The sequence below is a fragment of the Pantoea allii genome (genome assembly GCF_002307475.1).
GTDB classification, from domain to species: Bacteria; Pseudomonadota; Gammaproteobacteria; order Enterobacterales; family Enterobacteriaceae; genus Pantoea; species Pantoea allii.
In genome coordinates this window covers 134,730-153,093 of record NZ_NTMH01000032.1, presented here as the reverse complement: position 1 = coordinate 153,093, position 18,364 = coordinate 134,730, and the positions used below count along the sequence as shown (strand labels likewise).

The 18,364-nt window shown below is 49.1% G+C and carries 18 protein-coding genes and 4 pseudogenes; 7 read left to right on the top strand and 15 right to left on the bottom strand.

Annotated features, from left to right (window positions below):
- Positions 1-76: 76 nt before the first annotated feature.
- Positions 77-811 carry a CBS domain-containing protein gene (locus tag CMR03_RS12625; protein ID WP_096011592.1) on the bottom strand — a complete coding sequence of 245 codons (735 nt, stop codon included), beginning with the start codon at positions 809-811 and terminating at the stop codon, positions 77-79.
- Positions 812-888: 77 nt separating this feature from the next.
- Between CMR03_RS12625 and CMR03_RS12620 the strand changes: the two genes are divergently transcribed.
- The gene (locus CMR03_RS12620; RefSeq protein WP_063876901.1) at positions 889-1,299 is read left to right on the top strand and encodes a MarR family winged helix-turn-helix transcriptional regulator; all 411 of its coding nucleotides are present in this window, start codon (positions 889-891) and stop codon (positions 1,297-1,299) included.
- Positions 1,300-1,336: 37 nt separating this feature from the next.
- On the opposite strand, the gene CMR03_RS12615 is transcribed toward CMR03_RS12620, so the two are convergent.
- Positions 1,337-2,128 (bottom strand): MBL fold metallo-hydrolase, encoded by a 792-nt coding sequence (locus CMR03_RS12615; protein ID WP_096011591.1) that lies wholly within the window; start codon positions 2,126-2,128, stop codon positions 1,337-1,339.
- 81 nt (positions 2,129-2,209) lie between these two features.
- Entirely contained in the window at positions 2,210-2,719 is a 510-nt protein-coding gene (locus CMR03_RS12610) for a GNAT family N-acetyltransferase (protein WP_096011590.1), read from the bottom strand.
- A gap of 302 nt (positions 2,720-3,021) precedes the next feature.
- Between CMR03_RS12610 and CMR03_RS12605 the strand changes: the two genes are divergently transcribed.
- A complete protein-coding gene (locus CMR03_RS12605; RefSeq protein WP_063876898.1) occupies positions 3,022-3,588 on the top strand; it encodes an NADPH-dependent FMN reductase in 567 nt (188 codons plus the stop codon).
- Between the two features lie 67 nt (positions 3,589-3,655).
- Here the strand turns inward: CMR03_RS12605 and CMR03_RS12600 are convergent, their stop codons facing one another.
- From CMR03_RS12600 to CMR03_RS12590, 3 genes and pseudogenes are all read right to left on the bottom strand, one after another.
- On the bottom strand, positions 3,656-4,591 hold the full coding sequence (locus tag CMR03_RS12600; RefSeq protein WP_096011589.1) for a flagellin N-terminal helical domain-containing protein: 936 nt from the start codon (positions 4,589-4,591) through the stop codon (positions 3,656-3,658).
- Between the two features lie 743 nt (positions 4,592-5,334).
- Positions 5,335-6,729 (bottom strand): flagellar filament capping protein FliD, encoded by a 1,395-nt coding sequence (gene fliD / locus CMR03_RS12595; RefSeq protein ID WP_096011588.1) that lies wholly within the window; start codon positions 6,727-6,729, stop codon positions 5,335-5,337.
- 791 nt (positions 6,730-7,520) lie between these two features.
- Positions 7,521-7,950 (bottom strand): annotated as a pseudogene (locus CMR03_RS12590) (DDE-type integrase/transposase/recombinase); the annotation flags it as partial.
- On the opposite strand from CMR03_RS12590, the pseudogene CMR03_RS12585 reads away from it, so the two are divergent.
- Positions 7,948-8,584: pseudogene (locus CMR03_RS12585) on the top strand (IS4 family transposase); the annotation flags it as partial. The pseudogenes CMR03_RS12590 and CMR03_RS12585 overlap by 3 nt on opposite strands.
- Before the next feature lie 583 nt (positions 8,585-9,167).
- On the opposite strand, the gene CMR03_RS12575 reads toward CMR03_RS12585, so the two are convergent.
- The 3 genes and pseudogenes from CMR03_RS12575 to CMR03_RS12565 all read right to left on the bottom strand — a co-directional run bounded on the left by CMR03_RS12575 (position 9,168) and on the right by CMR03_RS12565 (position 10,219).
- Positions 9,168-9,503, bottom strand: coding sequence for a DUF1493 family protein (locus tag CMR03_RS12575; protein ID WP_063876894.1), 336 nt, complete (start codon positions 9,501-9,503; stop codon positions 9,168-9,170).
- Positions 9,497-9,935, bottom strand: a pseudogene (locus CMR03_RS12570) (STM2901 family protein). Before CMR03_RS12570 ends, CMR03_RS12575 begins: the two are co-directional and overlap by 7 nt.
- A 122-nt stretch (positions 9,936-10,057) precedes the next feature.
- Positions 10,058-10,219, bottom strand: coding sequence for a DNA polymerase III subunit theta (locus tag CMR03_RS12565; RefSeq protein ID WP_082875117.1), 162 nt, complete (start codon positions 10,217-10,219; stop codon positions 10,058-10,060).
- A gap of 89 nt (positions 10,220-10,308) precedes the next feature.
- Between CMR03_RS12565 and CMR03_RS12560 the strand changes: the two are divergent.
- Positions 10,309-10,854, top strand: a pseudogene (locus tag CMR03_RS12560) (Tn3 family transposase); the annotation flags it as partial.
- 144 nt (positions 10,855-10,998) lie between these two features.
- Here the strand turns inward: CMR03_RS12560 and CMR03_RS12555 are convergent.
- Positions 10,999-11,460, bottom strand: a complete 462-nt coding sequence (locus CMR03_RS12555; protein WP_063876891.1) for an RES family NAD+ phosphorylase — start codon at positions 11,458-11,460, stop codon at positions 10,999-11,001.
- Positions 11,457-11,900, bottom strand: coding sequence for a type II RES/Xre toxin-antitoxin system antitoxin (gene parS / locus CMR03_RS12550; RefSeq protein ID WP_096011587.1), 444 nt, complete (start codon positions 11,898-11,900; stop codon positions 11,457-11,459). Before parS ends, CMR03_RS12555 begins: the two co-directional genes overlap by 4 nt.
- 442 nt (positions 11,901-12,342) lie before the next feature.
- On the opposite strand from parS, the gene CMR03_RS12545 reads away from it, so the two are divergent.
- Positions 12,343-12,567 (top strand): KTSC domain-containing protein, encoded by a 225-nt coding sequence (locus CMR03_RS12545; RefSeq protein ID WP_063876889.1) that lies wholly within the window; start codon positions 12,343-12,345, stop codon positions 12,565-12,567.
- A gap of 214 nt (positions 12,568-12,781) precedes the next feature.
- On the opposite strand, the gene CMR03_RS12540 is transcribed toward CMR03_RS12545, so the two are convergent.
- From CMR03_RS12540 to CMR03_RS12530, 3 genes are read right to left on the bottom strand one after another with little or no spacing between them, the layout of a single operon-like run.
- The gene (locus CMR03_RS12540; protein ID WP_096011586.1) at positions 12,782-14,110 is read right to left on the bottom strand and encodes an NAD(P)/FAD-dependent oxidoreductase; all 1,329 of its coding nucleotides are present in this window, start codon (positions 14,108-14,110) and stop codon (positions 12,782-12,784) included.
- 14 nt (positions 14,111-14,124) lie between these two features.
- Positions 14,125-14,730: a helix-turn-helix domain-containing protein gene (locus CMR03_RS12535; protein ID WP_096011585.1), complete on the bottom strand. Its 606-nt coding sequence runs from the start codon at positions 14,728-14,730 to the stop codon at positions 14,125-14,127.
- Positions 14,731-14,775: 45 nt separating this feature from the next.
- Entirely contained in the window at positions 14,776-15,528 is a 753-nt protein-coding gene (locus CMR03_RS12530) for an ABC transporter substrate-binding protein (RefSeq protein WP_063876886.1), read from the bottom strand.
- A gap of 272 nt (positions 15,529-15,800) precedes the next feature.
- Here CMR03_RS12530 and CMR03_RS12525 point away from each other — a divergent pair, with 272 nt between their 5' ends.
- On the top strand, positions 15,801-16,451 hold the full coding sequence (locus tag CMR03_RS12525) for an amino acid ABC transporter permease (RefSeq protein ID WP_063876885.1): 651 nt from the start codon (positions 15,801-15,803) through the stop codon (positions 16,449-16,451).
- 1 nt (position 16,452) lies between these two features.
- Complete coding sequence (locus CMR03_RS12520) at positions 16,453-17,208, top strand: amino acid ABC transporter ATP-binding protein (RefSeq protein ID WP_063876884.1); 756 nt, start codon at positions 16,453-16,455, stop codon at positions 17,206-17,208.
- A gap of 184 nt (positions 17,209-17,392) precedes the next feature.
- Here CMR03_RS12520 and rutR read toward each other — a convergent pair whose 3' ends face one another.
- Positions 17,393-18,082, bottom strand: coding sequence for an HTH-type transcriptional regulator RutR (rutR, locus tag CMR03_RS12515; RefSeq protein WP_096011584.1), 690 nt, complete (start codon positions 18,080-18,082; stop codon positions 17,393-17,395).
- Between the last annotated feature and the right edge of the window lie 282 nt (positions 18,083-18,364).

The following is an 18,364-nucleotide window of genomic DNA, read 5'->3' as shown; positions in this document are numbered from 1 at the left end:
CTTCTCATACTTTTCGCAATGCCATCGTTAACACGCTATCCGCCCGTTAAGGCGGATAGCGTAAAATGTCGCCCGGTTAATTAGCCTGGCGGCTCTTATCACTTATTGTCCTAAATCGTAAATAGCGCGCCTTATCATGCTCAGCCTGTCGGGCGAGATAACGTACCCGGAAAATATCGTGCCGCGTGATCACCCCAACCACCTTGCCAGATTGTGGCACCGTCACGACGACAATACCGATTTCCTGATCTGCAATCTGACTGCACACCGTATCCGGGCAGGTACTGACAGGTTTTTCATCTTCCACCAGATCTTGCCAACGACTGTCTGGTGACTTGTTCTGCCTTTGCCAGTGAGTCCTGTCTTTACGCGACACTACAGATAAAAACACGACCACCGGGTAATGATGATGTGCATGGCGATCTGACATCCGTTCAATGACCTCACTCAGCGTGAGCGATGCATCCAACGTCGCGGGCGACGTTGAGATAATTTGCCGGGCTTTTGTGGTTTCTGGCGTATCGGTCGTATATTCCTGCTCGATGTGCGTGCGATGACACCGATGATAAGACGGTGCGGCCAGAATATGCAGCGCGTTGGCATTTCCCGACATCGGGTTTTCAGCAAATGAAAACTGTTTGTACCAGAACACATTCGTCATCAGTGCAATGAGCTTAAGCAAGGCAATGGCACCGAAAGCATTACCCGCGCCTGGCAGCAATCCCCTTAAAGTCAGTATAATGACGCGTTTCGTTACAGTGTGGTCGGCTAATTTGAGCCTGGCAGGTAAATCGACAGCGAGCTCCTGCATAATGTCTTCCTGAGCAAGGTAAAGGCGGGGAATTTACATCGCATCGCGACCTGGATTTAATGACAAAAGGTTATTGCATGTCACAGCCGAAGATGAAAGATGCTGATTACGCCTTACTGGCAAACTTCCGCGCGACGTTACGCACGTTTATCGCGTTTAGTGAAAGTCAGGCTCGCAGCGTTGGGTTAACACCACAGCAGCATCAGGCACTGCTGACCATTCGCGGTTCAGGAGCGGCAACCGCGACGGTGGGGTACGTTGCCGAGCGGCTGATTTTAAAACCGCACAGCGCATCAGGATTGATTAGTCGGCTGGAGGAAGCGGGGTTGATTACCCGCGAAGCGGATGCCGCCGATCAACGTAGGATGGCCCTAAAATTAACGCCTCAGGCAGAAGGCTTGCTTGAGGCGCTGTCTCTGGCGCATATAGAAGAGTTGAAAACCTTAAAGCCCTTGCTGGTGAATCTGGTCGATGATTTTGGTGGCTAAAACAGCCTTAAACGTGGCGGCAGAATAGCGGCGTGTTTCACCGTAAACTGTCTATATATTTCTGTGCAGATTGCATCACGACCTGTTTCGCATTGGGCGCAATGTCGCGTCCTTCAAACGCACTGTAAAGTCGTTCGAAATCATAGGGATCAAGGCGAGCGGCGATGTCGCTGATTTTAGCCGCCGGCAAAGGGAGCATATTGGGGTAACTCCACATAAAGGAGACGGCGTTCGCGCCAGCCGTGACCTGCACGACATCGCCTGACAGTAAGACGCCATCGTCTTTCGCCCAGTGCAGCACCGTGCCACCGTCGAAATGCCCTCCTAAACGTAACAGTGTCACTTCAGGCATGATTTCTTTGGCCTCGCCCTCCCATAACCGCAGGTACGGACTGTCGCGCATAATCCACTCGCTATCGCTGGCGTGCAGATAAATCGGCGCATCAAAAGCCGCCGCCCAGTCTTGCATCGTGCTGTAGTAATGAGGATGAGAAATGGCAATCGCACTAAGGCCGCCAAGTGCGCGAACAATATCAATCGTTGCATCATCAAGGTTAGGAATACAGTCCCAGAGGACGTTGCCCTGTGTGCCTTTCACTAAAAAAGCGCGCTGATCGATAGCAAATCCTGGCACCGTTTTCAGGCTCAACAAGGCTTTTTCATGCTGATACCATTTATTGCTGTGGCCTGCATGCAGTGCCTCAGGTGAAATCCATTGTTGCCCCTGTTTAGGGACATACTGACGTTCATCTTCACAAATTTTACAGTGCGCGATCTGAACATCCAGCTGTTGATAAGACGTGCCGCATGTGAGGCAAATTTTAATCATCACGGTCGCTCCGGTTAACCATTCAGATTAATTTTAGCGTTTTTACCCGGTGCAGGTTTCAATTTGTGCGAGGACAGTCGTCTAAAAACATGCCGGGCTGTATATCAAAAAGTCGCTGCCGTTCAGACTAAACCGTCCCACTTCACGCATTCCAAGGCGCTGGTGAGCCTGAATGGAATGATAATTGTCAGCCTGAATAAACAGAACGGGGGCTTTATTACCGTAATATCGGCACATTTCATCGTACAAACGCGCCAGTAAGCCCTGACCACGGGCGGCCGTGCTGATGCAGACCGGGCCGTAAATCCAGCACTGCTGCGCGGGCGGCCAGGCACGAAGCATCGTTTTCACGATCTCCGGACCTTGCTGGAACGATGTGGTGCTAAATAACACGCCGGCGATCCCAGAAGCGGATTGCGCGACCACCACAAAGGCCCCCGGATGATTCAACATCCCGGCAACCTTTTCGCCAGGAAAATCCCCGTTCAGCGTTCCGCCATTCCCCGCTGAGTTTTCCTGAAGCAGGGCAGTGATGCCTGCCAGGTCCTGCGACGTTGCTTGCCTGATGACATATTTATCCGAACTGACCATGCTCTCTCCCTCCTGAACCGGTGTTGCGGTGGCGTGTTATCACGCCTACCTCTTCGATGTGTTCCCTACTGTATCCCACGTCGCCCGCGACCATTTTAACAATGTCACGTTTACTGCCGACAGCAGGCAATGGCGGCGCGCTGGATTGGCGATATGTGATTTTGCACGATGTACCTGTGGAGGCGGAATATAAAGCCAGCTAACACATTCTCATAAAAAACCTGCTTCTAATCGCATAGAATACGCATACGCTTCCCCAGGTTTTTCGGGGATGATTTTAGCCATCAAAAAGAGGAAAAATGATGTCTGATAAACCGTTGAAAATCGTCACGCTACTGGGAAGCCTGAGAAAAGGTTCGTACAACGCAATGATTGCACAGGCGCTACCGCAACTGGCCCCACAGGGCGTGCTGATTGAGGCGCTTCCATCCATTCGGGATATTCCACTTTATGACGCCGATATTCAGCAAGAAGAGGGGTTTCCTGCCCCTGTTGAAAAGATCGCTGAACAGATTCGTCAGGCAGATGGCGTGATTATCGTCACACCGGAGTACAACTATTCTGTCCCGGGCGGATTGAAAAATGCGATCGACTGGTTATCCCGCGTTCCCAATCAGCCGCTCGCGGGAAAACCGGTGGCGATTCAGACCAGCTCCATGGGCGCGATCGGTGGCGCGCGTTGTCAGTATCACCTGCGTCAAATTCTGGTGTTTCTTGACGCCATGGTACTGAACAAACCGGAATTTATGGGTGGTGTCATTCAGAATAAAGTTGATGAACAGGCGGGTAAGGTGATTGAGCAGGGCACGCTTGAGCATCTGGCCAGGCAATTAGCGGCATTCAGTGATTTTATCCGCAAAGTTAATTAGCCTGGTTTTCCCGCAGGCGGTCTGAAAAAAACCACGCTTAAAAAAAGCGTGGTTTTTAAATTGAGGATTAGCGCAGTAAAGACAGCATGGTCTGTGGAACCTGATTGGCCTGTGCCAGTACAGATGAACCCGCCTGCTGCAGGATCTGTGCACGTGACATATTTGATACCTCGGTCGCATAGTCCGCGTCCTGAATACGGCTACGTGCAGCAGTCAGGTTAGTCACGGTATTATTCAGGTTGCTGATTGTAGATTCAAAGCGGTTTTGAGACGCACCCAACAGGCTACGTTGGCTGTCAACGGCCTTAATCGCTTTATCGATATCCGCCAGCGGGGTGCTACCAGAAGCGCTACCACTACTACCACCAGTGACTGCACCTTTCAGCACGTCGAAGCCGATAGCCGCGGTGCTGCGGGCTGTACCATTAACCGTCTGCCCGGTTGTCACACTGGTGTTCTGCACAGTACCTGAAGACGCGTTACCCGCTGCAGCCAAATCGAAGCTGTCACTTGAGCTAATGGTGATACCGATAGTCTGCCCATCCTGAGAACCGACCTGGAAATTATAAGTGCTGTTGCCTGAACCCGTGTTCAACACTTTAATGCCGTTGAAATCCGTCTGTTTCGTGTCACGGTCAATTTCCTGCATACGCTGGTTAACTTCGGCCTGGATAGAGTCGATATCAGAGGCTGAGTTAGAGCTATTCTGCGCCTGAACAGTCAGGTCGCGGACGCGCTGCAGGTTGTTGTTTATTTCATCCAGCGCGCCTTCAGCCGTCTGAGACAACGAAATCCCATCATTGGCGTTACGCGCCGCAACCGTCAGACCGTTGATATTTGACGTAAAGCGGTTAGCAATGGCTTCCCCCGCGGCATCATCTTTGGCACTGTTGATGCGCAGACCCGATGACAGGCGCTCAATCGCCGTACCGAGAGATGACTGAGACTTATTCAGGTTATTTTGAGTAATTAACGACAGGACGTTAGTGTTGATGACTGACATGGTAAATTCCTTCTTATGAGAACGTATTATTTACGCATTATTATTATCGAACCCTTCCTGCTAAACTTTAATAAAAAAAAGCCAGATAAGATTAATTATTGAATAAGTATTTTGTTGTAAAATCTCAGTTGTAAATATAAGAATTAACCGGAAAGAAATGATTATAACCCCACACAAAACCCAACCAAAAAACCAATTTCCTTAAGGTTAAACACGTTTTGTTACAGCGTAAGGCTTTAAAAAGCACAGATGATTAAAGGGGTTGCTCAGTATTCCACAAAGCGCTTATCTGCGACCTTTTCGCTAAAAGATGCTTTCATTAGAGAAACTGCATTAAATATTTAAAAATACATTGGGTAAGATATATCATTAACGAAATATAAAAAATGAATACTCACGTTAATGAGGTTTGTCCAGGCGCGAGGTTAAAGCAGTGGCGTTGACGATACCGCGCGGCATAAAAAATTCTGCATTAGTTTTTGGCTTATGACAAAGGCGATGTGTCTTGTCAGCGTGCGAGCACTCGCCTAATGGATATTGGCGCGGCAATGCGACGAGGTTCTGGATAAAGAGTTACGCCAAATTCATGGCTTATGGATGCGATAAAAAAGTGCTATTGAGGGAGTAACCAAATACCAGAGAAAACCAGGGCCTTATAATGGATAAATGCTGATGGCGCAGGAGCACCATCAGCATGAGAGGCAGGATGTTCAGCCTTGTGGCAAAACGGCGTGAGGCAGGCGTTACATCTTCGCGAACTGGGCAGACAGATAATCACCCGTCTGCGTCATTGAAGAGACCAGCGTACTCAGATTGGTAAATTCCGTTTTGTACTGTGCCATCACCGCAGTGATTTGATCGTTGACGGTATTGTACTGATCGGACAACTGTTTTAACGAGGTGTTAATCCCCGTGGTCGCATTTGATACTGTGCCGTTACTTGCCAGCATATCATTCAGTTTATTGGTCACCTGCGTGGCGAAACCTGTTGTTTTTCCATCCCCCGTCAAAAAGCTTAAAACATCTGCGGGTTGGTTGGTTAAGGCGGCATTCAGCTTCGTACTGTCTACCGTCAGATCACCTTTATCGTCCTGCGTTATTCCGAGCTGAGAAAGTACCTGAATACTTCCCGTACCCTGAGGATCGGAAAATTGACTGCGCAGACTGGTCTGGATATTCATTAATGTATTATCCCCCAGCAAATCGCCATTATCTGTACTCTGCGCCTGTCCTGCCTGAACCGGGGTATAGTTTGTCTGGTCAGCGATGGTTTTCTGCAGCGAATTATACGCATCAACATACGACTGAACGGCTGTCGCCATTGGCGAGGTATCTGTAGCAATGGATAAGGTTTCAGGCGATCCGCTGTTAACTTTATTAAGATTCAGCGTTACGCCCTCCGGCGCATCCGTCACGATGTTGCTGCTGCGCGTGATAGATAATCCGTTAACCTTCAATTGAGCATCCTCAGCGGCAACCTGCTGTGTCATACCGTTATTACTCCCGCCCTGGCTATAGTTAATATATTGCGACAATGTGGCATCATTTGTACTTACGGTCATGGCATTCGCCGTGCCGCTATCGCGCGCCGTCAGGGATAAATAGTAGGTATTGTCATTGGCCATAATCACACTGGCATTGACGCTACCTTGTTGCTTGTTAATCGCATCACGGATATCAGACAAGCTGGTCTGATTCTGATTTAACGTCACGGTTAACGGCGATTTCTGTCCAGGCTGGCTGATCGTAATCGTGCGTGAAGCCATGCTGCTGTCGCCCAGATCGGTCGTTTCGTCGCTTGCCGATTTGGAGAGCAGGGACTGCGACGCCGCTAGCTGGTCAACTTCAACAGAATAATTTCCGGCTGCAGCACCGCTGGCAAGCGTAGCCGTAAAGGCCGAATTCGAGCTGGTCACTTTTGTTGTCGCAATGCTGGAAGCATTTTCCAGCGCAGAAGCTGCAGTCTGCAATTTCGACATTGAACTTTGTACCACGCCCCAGGCCGTCAGTTGCGCATTATAAGACGCTTGCTGATTGGTTATGGGTGTCAGTTGCGCCTGTTCGGCTGACTGTATGTTGTCATATAAGGTATTGAGGTCGAGGTTAGTACCAGCGCCAAGTGTGCTTATGCTTGCCATATTCTTGTCCTGATGAAGTGACACCAGTGATTAAAATACAATGCATTAATTAGGTGTTTTTCTGATTTTAACGGTTGTTGCAAATCGGTTTATTGTCATTACACGACTATCAATTTTTTGTTAAGCCGGTAAATATATGTTAACAGAATAACAAATTGTAATTATTTGGTGGCAGCATTTGCCGTATTTCCTGACACCGTTATTCTCTCGTGTAAAACACCGTGATTATTAATCAACAGGTTATAGTCACGCCGCGCAACTTAAGTAAAATTCAGGCCAGCTAATCTCCAACGCAAGGTTATAAAGCATCCTTATAAGTTCCTGATCATCATTTCTGTCGCACGGATGCTAAACAGCCTGGTGATACTTAATACAAATTGCCTGTCACCTTAAAATTATCATCAATTAATCAATGAGATTACGTAGGGTTATCGCATCTTTCTTAATGCTTTTATTAAGTGCGACGTCTTCATCACTGCATAAAATATTTTATGAGCCCGAAACCTTACATTTGTTACATGGATTTACAGCTCATATCGAAAGGCTAACAAAGCGCTGTATCAGGGGGCAGTTTGGTCATCAAAAGCCTTATGCCCGTCAGGTTTGGGAGAAGTAGTAAAAATTTCTACTAATTGCCGTAGCTGCGCGTAGGCCAGTAGGAACGCTGCCACTTTAAAGTGACAGCCCTGCACAAACTGTGAAGAGAAGGGTTACAAAAGTAATAAATGGAATGACCTTCCCACTGTATTAGATACAACGATCAGTTAGTCATGTCGGGTTGTTTACCTTCTATTTTTACATGTTTCCAGCTTGCTGCTAAAAATCTCAATAAATCCGTTCTGGGCCGGCTTGCCCGGCTGGATAAGACGCAGTTCCACGCCATGCTCAAAGGCCCATTGATCCCGTGCGAGGCAGGTGAATTCCGGTCCCTGAACGGTTCTTATCTTAGCCGGATAGCCACGTAAGAGCGTGATACTGTCCAGAATACGCGAGACCTGAACGCCTGAAATACCGAAAGCAGCGGTGATCGTCAGACGCATATTTGTAAAATTACTAATAAAATTCAGTTACTTAAATTTACGGTTGCTGGTAAGTGCATCCATGGCAAATTCCATTGACCAGGTCCGGGCGAAGAAGCGGAAGCCGCTCAGGCGCCAGGCCCTTACGATGTCGTCTGCGCTTCACGCCCAGACCGTTAAGGTGGTAAATGCAGTATATCTGGGATGGGATTTTTTCTGACGTGTCAGAGGCAGCCTCTATTTTCAGATAATCGGGGATGAAGAGTGGCAGATGGCACGAGATATGCCATAAGTAGCGAAGCCATGCTATCTGTGATTTTGCCGACTGGCTCGCAACGTCAGCCGTGATTGTCTAGGGCATTTTTATACCGTTCATAAGCGGACAACCGGCAGGAAAAGCAGCCAGCGTTCTCCTAAAACGAACAGGATGTACAGCAAAAACGCCCGCGAGCCGTGGCTGCTTTTTACCAGCCTTATGGGATATAAGCCGCGGGTGATAATTAAAATATACAGCCGCCCTATGCAAACAGAGCAGAACTTCAGAGATGAGAAAAGTGAGCGGCTACGGTCTGGGACTTCGGGCAAGTAAAAGCTGGGGAGAAAAGCGGATATCGATGCTTTGCCTGGTCGCGACACTTTACAGCATCATCATGTGGCTGACAGGGTATTACCCTGAAAGTAAGGGAATAAACAGATGGTTTCAGGCTAACAGTGTGAAGTCGCGGAGGGTATTGTCGTATCTGACATTGAGTGAGAATGTCATCCGGCAGTCACCGGGGAGCCTGTCAGGCATTAACCCCGACAGGGTATATGCCGAGATGGCGAGAACCTATTGAAACATCATCATGGTGTATTGATGATGTTTCTGGGGATCCTTCAGACCGTAAGGGGCTTACTGATTTGGCCGTTCAGGTAAAACCTTACCGATCAGATAGACAACCGCGATAGACAAACCAATCGCTATCAGTCTTTCATGCCAGGTTTCATAGTGAAAGAACCAATAGCAGCACAGCAGGAGAAGCAACCCGCCTATGATTGCACCTGACGCTTCTATAAGGCTATACATGATGCGTTTACCTAAGCTCAATTTGGCAGGCCTATTATCTCTCATTAGCATTAACCTCCTTTTCTACCATCTCAATGATCCTTTCAAAGGCAGTGACCTGTCCCCCAGTATTAGATACAACCTTCAGTTAGTAATGTCGGTTGGTTTTTCTTAATGTTTCCCGTTTCGCCAGCCTGCTGCAAATTCAGACGGCGTTTGGTTATTCAGCGATGAATGAGGTCTGGAATGGAATGTACTGACGTTAAGGTTTATGGCTCCGGGGAGGATAATTTATCCGTACGAGCTGTACATGACGCTGCAATTAGTCATTTTTCGCGCCGTACGCCTATTTCTCCGTACCCGAACGGGCCTGCTTATTCGTAGCACCAGCGTCCTGCGTGGGCTGATTCGATTAACATTGCAATGGTAAAGTCAGGAACTTCAGGAACGCTTCGCCGACGGCGGAAAGGATTCAGTATCGTCAGCAGTGGCGGCTCGGGTGGATAGTACGTTTCAATAGAGAAATTCTCCCTGCTGACGTTGAATTGCATAAAAAATTCATTCATCAGCGACTGCGCCTCGTCTTTACTGAGATGGAGATCCGCATCCAGATCGGTTTCTGGCCTGAGTTCCTGCGCTGTGAAAACGCCGCGTCCGTTATGACGCTTAACCAGTGCGTAAATTTTCTCATCCAGTTCGTCGATTACCATAGTTTGTCATCCCCCCGTGCTATCCGGTTGTATTCCACAACGCTGTGATAACCAATCTGTGAAACATCAGCAGCCAGAATGACCCAGCCCGGTCCAGGTACCAATCTGCGCCACCATCCGTATTCTGAGAGTTGAAGGCGGATAACCTCCGACAAAGGAAGGGAGCTTTATGCCCCAGGGGAATTTGGCATCACCAAATACGCGCCTTGCAGCTTTTGAAGCATACGACGTTCCGGTAACCGTACCGCCAGGTTTTCTGCGTGTGGCGATGATATTGCGTCCTGAGAGTATGGCCACAATGGCACTGAAATCACGCACACCCAGTTGAAGAGCGACCTGTTCACAGAAAATTATAAAGAACAGTTCACCGGCAGAGAGATTCGGGCGCCCGGCATAGAAATAGGTCTGTCCCAGCTCCTCAGTTGTATCCACTTCCTGCTCCCGTAATCGCAGTTGCAGCTATATTCCTGATGTGAGTCTGAAGATACCGCTGAGAATGATGACTGGCAACCTGACCGTCAGGTATGCATGACCCGCCATCTGCGGGACTGACATCAGTTTCCTTCTGCCTTTTCCTCTTTCTGGTAAACCGGATCGGAGCCCTTTGGCAGAGTCAGGGAAATCTGGTGGTAACAGGCGAGGCGCTCACGGAAATATTCCCGCAGCGCCTCAGGATGCTGCAGTTCTGTTTCCATCGGGATGACAGGTTTATTCATCAGCTCTTTCAGGCAACGCCCGAGGCAGCATTTTCAATGAGGTAACAGATGGACGACGTTTACTCGACATTTTTCGCATAAAAAAATGACATTACTCGCCCGGATACCCGCCTTCTCCTCACCACCATTATTTCGGATCAATACAGCCCATAATCAGTGGGGTCAGGGATTCAACCAGCTTGCTGTATCACGAAAGCGACCTGAAAATCAGGGAGCACTGCACCGATACTGCTGGTTTCACTGATCATGTCTTTGCCCTGATGCATCTGCTGGGATGTGTGTTTTGTCCGCGAATCAGGGATCTCCACTTATAAAAACCCGGCGCTTCAGTCACTGATATCAACGACCACACTTAATCTGGAAGAGATCGAAATTCACTGGCGTGAAGTGCTGCGTCTGGCAACCTCGATAAAGCAGGGGACCGTGTATATAGAAAGAGTGATCGATGCCCTGAAACGTAAGGGGCTGAAGCTCAACGAACAACTGTTGTCGCATCTGTCACCATCAGGATGGGAGCATATCAATCTGACAGGCGATTAGATCTGGAAAGCAACCGTATACCGGCTTCCGATAAATTTCGTCGGCTGAGACCAGCTAAAGTCGAAAGGTTAAAAAAAAGCCTTAACGTACAATAATTTTCGATATCCAAACTGCCCCCTGTCAGGTATTAATTCCCCTGATCTGGACGCTTATTTTAAAACGCTCGGTCAGAAGTGACCGGGAATGACAGAGATAGAGAGTGTTAATTTTACAGGCGTTTTACCTGCAGCGGTTCAGCGCTACCGCAAAAAGCGTGCGTCAAACCGGAAGGGGATGTCGCGGGCCTGCTTAACAATCGCATTGAACGCGGGATGTTCAGGATTAAGCAGATAGTTTGATTCCACCGGCGAGAGGGCGCTAGGCACGCGTAATGCCACGGAACCACCACTTTGTACCCAGGCATCACCGAACAGGCGCAGTGCAGCAGGCCCTTCCGGTGCAGCCCAGTCGGCGGGTAGCTGATTGATATCAACCCACTCAATCAGTCGATCGGGAACCTCTATACTCAGGAGTGTAAAAGAGTCCAGCACGCTGGCGCTTTGCAGATGGATCAGCGTCTCCAGCATGGTCAGCGAGGCCGTTTCAGAAGCATAAACCATCGACACACCGACGCTGTTCCAGCGACCGCCACCTTCACGCGCACCAAAACCACTCCAGGCCGATCCCAGATAACGCGTCTTAGTCATGCGGTAGAGCTTCACGAATAAACACCGTGTTCGAGTCGGGTAATGAGTTTCAATACTTCATAAGCCCCGGTTTCAGACGCCACCAGATCGGCCGGTTTTTTATTGCCCAACGCGCGTGCAGGCTCATTGAGCCACTGGCGTGCTTTTTCTTTATCGCCCTCAAACAGCTCCACGGCACGATCCATCACGCGAATAAATCGCACCAGCCGTTCGCTCTGTTCTGCAGTGAAGCGACTCTTTACGCTACGAGTAAATGTCGAGCCGGCGATGCCGGTCATCCGGCGCAGCTCTGCCTGAGAAATTTGCGCCCACGTGACAATGCGACTGGCGACCGTACCGTCAAGGCCATCATCGATTTGATCCATCAGCACAACGCCGTCCGCACTGCTCAGACCGGCAAACTGCCACAGGCGATCGGGTTCTGCCGCGGATGCGGGTAATGTGAATTGTTTCATGATCACCTCCATTTGGTTATTTGATTATAGCCAAATGGCGATAGGGTTCAATGCACCATTTTTGCGCTGTCATATTTAGAAAATAAACCCGGTTTATTCTTTTATTGGCGGAGAAAACGGGGAGGGTAAGCAACACATCCTCTGGTTTTGATCTGGCATTCTGTGGTCAACAGCTGACAGAAGAAAGGGACATGCGCAGTAAGAGGGATGAACAGGGGCGATAACAGCCGAAGTCGCCTGTCTGCATGCGGCTGACGACAAACAGGTCGGTCAGCTGAACGTCATCATCACAGGTAAGCGGCACTCTGTGCTGTCTCTCGCTGTTTCGCATGACTTTTGCCATGACAGGATAGTCACCGTGACGAAAGATTGTCGGTGACTGTGATATATTGCCGCTCTTAGTAGTGCAGGCGCTGGGTTCAACCGATAGGGACTATCCGTTATGAAACGACACGATATCAACTCTTCAACATTATTTCGCAGTGCGGGATTCGATCCGACGTCTGGGGTGCTGGAACTTGAGTACCGCAACGGTACGTGCCGACGCTGGCTTGCTGTTCCGGCCCATACCTATCAGGGATTCTGTGCAGCCGTCGATCAGGACGCGTTTTTCCGCGAAAGCATCGACAATCGCTTTTTTTCTATGTATCAAAAGAGCGATGCATAGCGATACAAGATGACGGCTCATTTTTTCAGGCATGGCGGTGAAGATAAGCGTCAAACGCCGTCTTTCTCGCTAAGTGGATAGGGCGACGGCGATAAGGTGATTTTGCGGGTCCGTGCGAATTATCTTCCCTTCAAGGCAATCATTGAAACACTCACTGATTGCCTGAAAAAGACCGCTCAGATAACCCACTAATGGGCCACTCACCGCCGCTGAATTACATCATTTGCGGTTCGCGAATCGCATTACCTTTCTCGAAACGTGAAAGACGATAAGGTGCGATGTCTGTATAAACGGGATTATTCGTCAGCAATTGTGCGCACAAAAGCCCTGCGCCAGGACCAATGGCGAAACCATGTCCACTGAAGCCGGAAGCAATAAACATCCCTGGTATTGCACTTACCTCATCAATGACGGGCACTAAATCAGGTGTGGTGTCAATCCAGCCCGCCCAGGCATAATCAACTTTTATCCCATTCAATTCTGGAAATAAACGGGTCAACTCCGCAAGACCATTGCGAATGATGCTGTTATCCGGGTTGGGATCAAGGACACGGATTTTTTCAAACGGTGAACGGCTGTCATGATGCCAGCTTCCAGCCGCTTCAGGGCCCGAAAAGAACGAGCTGTTAAGCCGGACCTTGAGCTTTTTAGCCACTTTACTGCGATACATTGGATAGAACTTTGCAGCATAACGGATGTTTTGCGGTGCCAAATCAATTTGTCCAAGACCGGGCACGGCAACGGTATAACTGCCATCCTCACGGCGGCGAAGGCAAAGGTTAGGTGTGCTCAGACATCCTTTCACCACTTCAGGCGCAGCGGTCGTTTTGAACACCGTGCCCAAAATATTCGCTGCTGGGAGTTCAATGCCATATTGTCTGCAAAAACGTGAACTCCATGCTCCACCACAACAGATAACCCGGCTGGCGTTTACCCGCCCGCGTTCTGTCCATACACCTGAGACCCGGCCCGCACTAATGTCCAGTGCGCGCACCGCGCAGTGCTGAAATATGCTGGCACCCAAATTTTGCGCACCGCGAGCGATGGCCGGTGCTGCCTGCGAAGGTTCCGCGCGACCATCGGTAGGTGACCACACGCCGCCTCGCCAGGCCGTTTTATCTCCAATCCGTGCCTGAGCTTCCTGCGCAGATAAGAGATGACTGGTAAAGCCCATTTGCTTCGCTTGCTGACCCCATGTTTCCCAACGCGCCAGATCAGCATCGTTGACTGTGCCATAGAGAATGCCGCTGCGCCTGAAACCAAGATCCATTCCGATTTCGGCACTCAGTTCATCCCAGCGCTGTAGGCTGCGCATCGCCATAGGCAGTTCATACAAGTCACGATTCTGCTGGCGCACCCAGCCCCAGTTCCGGCCAGACTGTTCACCGGCAATAACGCCTTTTTCAAACAGGGCCACTGAAACGCCCTGTTTCGCCAGTTCATAGGCCGTTGACGTACCAACAATGCCACCGCCTATCACAACAACATCGACAGTGGTGGGGAAGACGGAGCTGTCATGGACGCTATCGACCTTGATTCGCATGGGTTAACCTTGTTTCAGATATGATGTCGCGGCGGAATATGCATAATCCACAATACACGGGCTTCTGTGTCGCTATCGTTGAAAATATTATGCGGGAGATGGCTTTTAAACTGAAAACTGTCACCCGCTTCGATTAAGGTTTTCCCCCCCTCTACTTCAAGGGTAAGTTTACCTTCCATTACTACACCTGCTTTTTCACCCGTGCCTGTCAGCATCTCTTCTGAACGTGTGCGCGGAGGAATACTGATATACATAAACTGAATATCGTGTTCGCCTGAGGGCGATAACATCTCTTTAGTTATCCCCAGTTTGCCAACATGAAAGTGCGGCCGCTCATGCCTGCGTCGCACGTAATGCTCTGCGCCCGGCCGCATTACGTCATCTTGTTCAAGGAAGGCTGTCAGTGGCACATCTAAGACCACACGAAGTTGCTCCAGAACGCGTATCGTAGGGTTAGCCAGATTACGTTCAATCTGGCTAATTGCGCCCGCTGACACATTAGCCTGTTGCGCCAGCTCTTTGATCGTCATGCTACGAGACTTACGAATTAATTTTAAACGTATACCAATGTTAGCCTCTGCTGCACTCAGCTCCTCTGCGTGCATTACCGCTGTTTTCATAACCATGCTCCTTAAGGTTTGTCGCGTCCCTGTGTGAAAGCGCGATCAGGGCATTCCCCATTTAGCTTTAATTTTTTGCAGTGACCCATCTGCTTTCATTGCTGTCAGCGCGTTATTAATATCGGCAAGCAGCTTATCGTTGCCTTTTTTCACACCAAACGCCATGGGCGAAATATGCTCGGGTTTATAATCATCTACAACATGCATACCTTTAAAAGATCCGGTTTTTTCCTGAACTTTCAAAATAGGATAATCATTCATGCCTGCCGCGATACGACCCAGTGACAAATCGCGCATCATATCTGAAGGGCTATCGTAGACTTTGACTTCTTTAGCAATGCCGCTTTTTATAAGGCTTTGCGTGTAGTCAGTGCCTGTCATAGTACCCACGATTTCGTCCTTAAGATCTTGTTGCGAATGGTAGGTTTTTTTATTGTCATCACGCACGACGAGTCCAGGCCCAAATGCAGTCACCGGCTGAGAAAAGGAGATGCGTTTTTCCCGCTCTGGCGTCGGTGTCATTCCCGCCACGATCATGTCAATTTTGCCTGCAATAACAGACTGAATAAGGGTGGAGAAGGGCACAGCGCTAAAATTAATCTCCAGATGCTGACGCCTGGCCACTTCGGCGGCGACATCGGGCATGAATCCTTCGATTTTTCCCGTTTTTGTATCCAGAAAGGTCGTTGGCGCACTGGATGGCGGGGAGCCCGCCGTCAACAACGCCGCATTAACACTGCAAGTGAAGCCTAATGCGGCAAACAACAAAGCCACACTTACGCACGATCGGTTAGACATGACGCACTCCTGCTTAAAACGGGGACCATTAACTTCAATATAATGAAATTAATTATCCTGCTGTCAATCATTTCTTTTCTAAAAAAAACCCCCCCTCACAAATGAGCATCAAACCCTTTGATTTGCGACTATAAGCGATCTTAAATGAAGGTTGTCGTACAAATAAGTTAATGCTATGACGCCATGAGAGGAAAAGTTTGACAGTATTTAACGGGGGAATATTCATTAAAATGAATTTTTAGCATGCCACCTAACACCGGCTGGAGCGCATAATGGACTGGAGCAGCATTCATGTATATCTCCCTTTTCTCTTGAAAGGGGCTGAAATGACAATCTACATCACACTGTTGTCGTTACTTATCAGTACGCCGCTCGGCCTGATCTTTGCTGCTGCAAAAATGTGCCCTTTTAAAATCATTTCATGGCCTGTCGCTGTCATCATTAACATCACCCGTGCGTTGCCCATGATTGTGGTGCTGTTTTACATCTACTTCGTTTTTCCCGACATTGGTATCACCCTTACCTCTTTTCAGGCCAGCGTGATCGGTATTGCTTTCTGTTTTTCTACCTTCCTCGCAGAGATCTTTCGTTCTGGCATTGAATCCGTGGATCGCGGTCAACTGGAAGCTGCACGTTCTATGGGAATGAGTTTTAGTAAAGCGATGCGGCGGGTCATATTGCCTCAGGCCTTTCATGTTGCACTGCCGCCTTACAGCAACACCTTGGTGATGATGCTTAAAGATTCGGCTCTTGCTTCAACGATCGCGGTAACCGAAATGACACGCCAGGGACAGCTTCTTGCTGCCTCGACCTTTGATAACACAACGGTATATACCCTGGTGGCGTTACTTTACCTGACGTTATGCATGCCATTGCTGGCCTTTACCAAACACCTTGAAAATCGTCAGAAAAGAGGAGCCTGAGATGATTGAAATTATTGATGTTCATAAGCGCTTTGGCTCAGTAGAAGTGCTTAAAGGGGTCAGTTTTCGCGTCGAAGAGGGCGAAGTGGTCTGTCTGGTTGGACCTTCAGGCTCCGGGAAGTCCACGGTGCTGCGCTGTATAAACGGGCTTGAGACGTATGAAAACGGTCAAATTCGCGTTCTCGGTCAGCATGTTGATAATAAAAGCAAAAATATCAATTTGCTCCGACGCCAGATAGGTATGGTTTTTCAGCGCTTTAATCTCTTTCCCCATCGCAATGTGCTTGAGAACGTAATGGAAGGCCCGATTTACGTTAATGGCGAATCACGCAATGCCGCAGAAAAACGCGCGAGAGAATTGCTGGAAAGAGTAGGGCTGGCAGACAAGGTTTCCGCGTGGCCTGCGCAACTTTCAGGTGGTCAGCAGCAACGTGTGGCCATTGCCCGAACACTGGCGCTACAGCCCAAAGCAATTCTTTTTGACGAACCCACCTCCGCCCTGGACCCCGAACTGGTCGGTGAAGTGTTGCAGGTTATGCGTAATCTGGCACAACAAGGCATGACAATGATCGTTGTCACACACGAGATGCAATTTGCACGAGAGGTCGCGGATCGCGTTTGTTTCCTGCATAGCGGTCAAATTGTGGAACAGGGGCAAGCCGAACAGGTCTTGCTGCGTCCTCAGGAAGCACGCACCCAGGATTTCTTGCGTCGGGTTCTGAGGGACTCCGGCGTGTCGAATATGATGAATGCGTAAACGTCAGAAAAGCAGTTCTGATCACGTAAAAATGGTTATTACGCGTTGTCAGTGCTGCGTCTTTCTGGCAGCTGCGGGGCCGGGAGAGTAAATGAACATATGAACGGGGGATCGGTGAACCTGTGTTGTGTTCATTCCCACGTTCATTTACCACCAGACCGTTCTGCTTTGCTGCATGGTCCTTTTAAGACCGAAGCTGAATGCCTTTGATAATGATGTCCTGAACACTCTTAACCGTTTGTTCAAAAAACACCGGATCGCTGAGCGTTTTACCGGTGATCGCCTCAACCTGCACGCCAAAATCCGCGTAATGCTGCGTAGTTGCCCACAGCATAAAAATCAGCTGCATCGGATCGACCGGTGCGATCAGCTCGTCTTTAATCCAGCCGCGAATAACATCCGATTTATCTTCCACCAGCGTTTTCAGGCTGCCACCCAGTTCCTGTTTTAGCAGTGGCGCGCCCTGCACCATCTCCAGACAAAACAATCTCGACGCCTGCGGATGGTCACGGGATACGCACAGTTTCAGACGGATATATTCGCGTATGGCTTCCAGTGGATGCTGATCGGACTGCAATGCTTTAAGCGGTGCTAACCAGATATCCAGCAGCCCTTTCAGCACCGCAATATATAAATCTTCTTTCGAGGGAAAGTAATAAAACAGATTGGTTTTTGAGACGTCAGCACGTTCCGCTACCTGCTCCAGTCGGGTGCCGTGGAAGCCATACAACGAAAAAAATTCCAGTGCAGCCGCCATGATAGCGCTACGTTTGGCGGCGACCGCCCGCGAGCGGCGCGTCAATGATTTCGACGCTGCCTGAGGGGACTTGCTTTCGCCGGCGGCAGATTCCGGGCTTTTGACCAATGGCTTCACAACGTCTCCATGACATAAACATCAAGGTGGAAAGCATAACAAATAGGGATAGGGGCGACTATCGTCATGCACGCCATTTATGAAAGCGGCGAAATAAGATCCCGCTTAACCGACTATTTAATAAATTTGCACCATTTGCGCTCAATCCTGCCTGATTTATGTGCAGTTATTTTTGAACAGGTGGTCCAAAACAGACCATCTGCTCCATAAAAAAATCAAACTCCGCTTTAACCTAATGAAAATAAACACTTTTAAAAACATGGCATCCACTTTGCAGTTGTT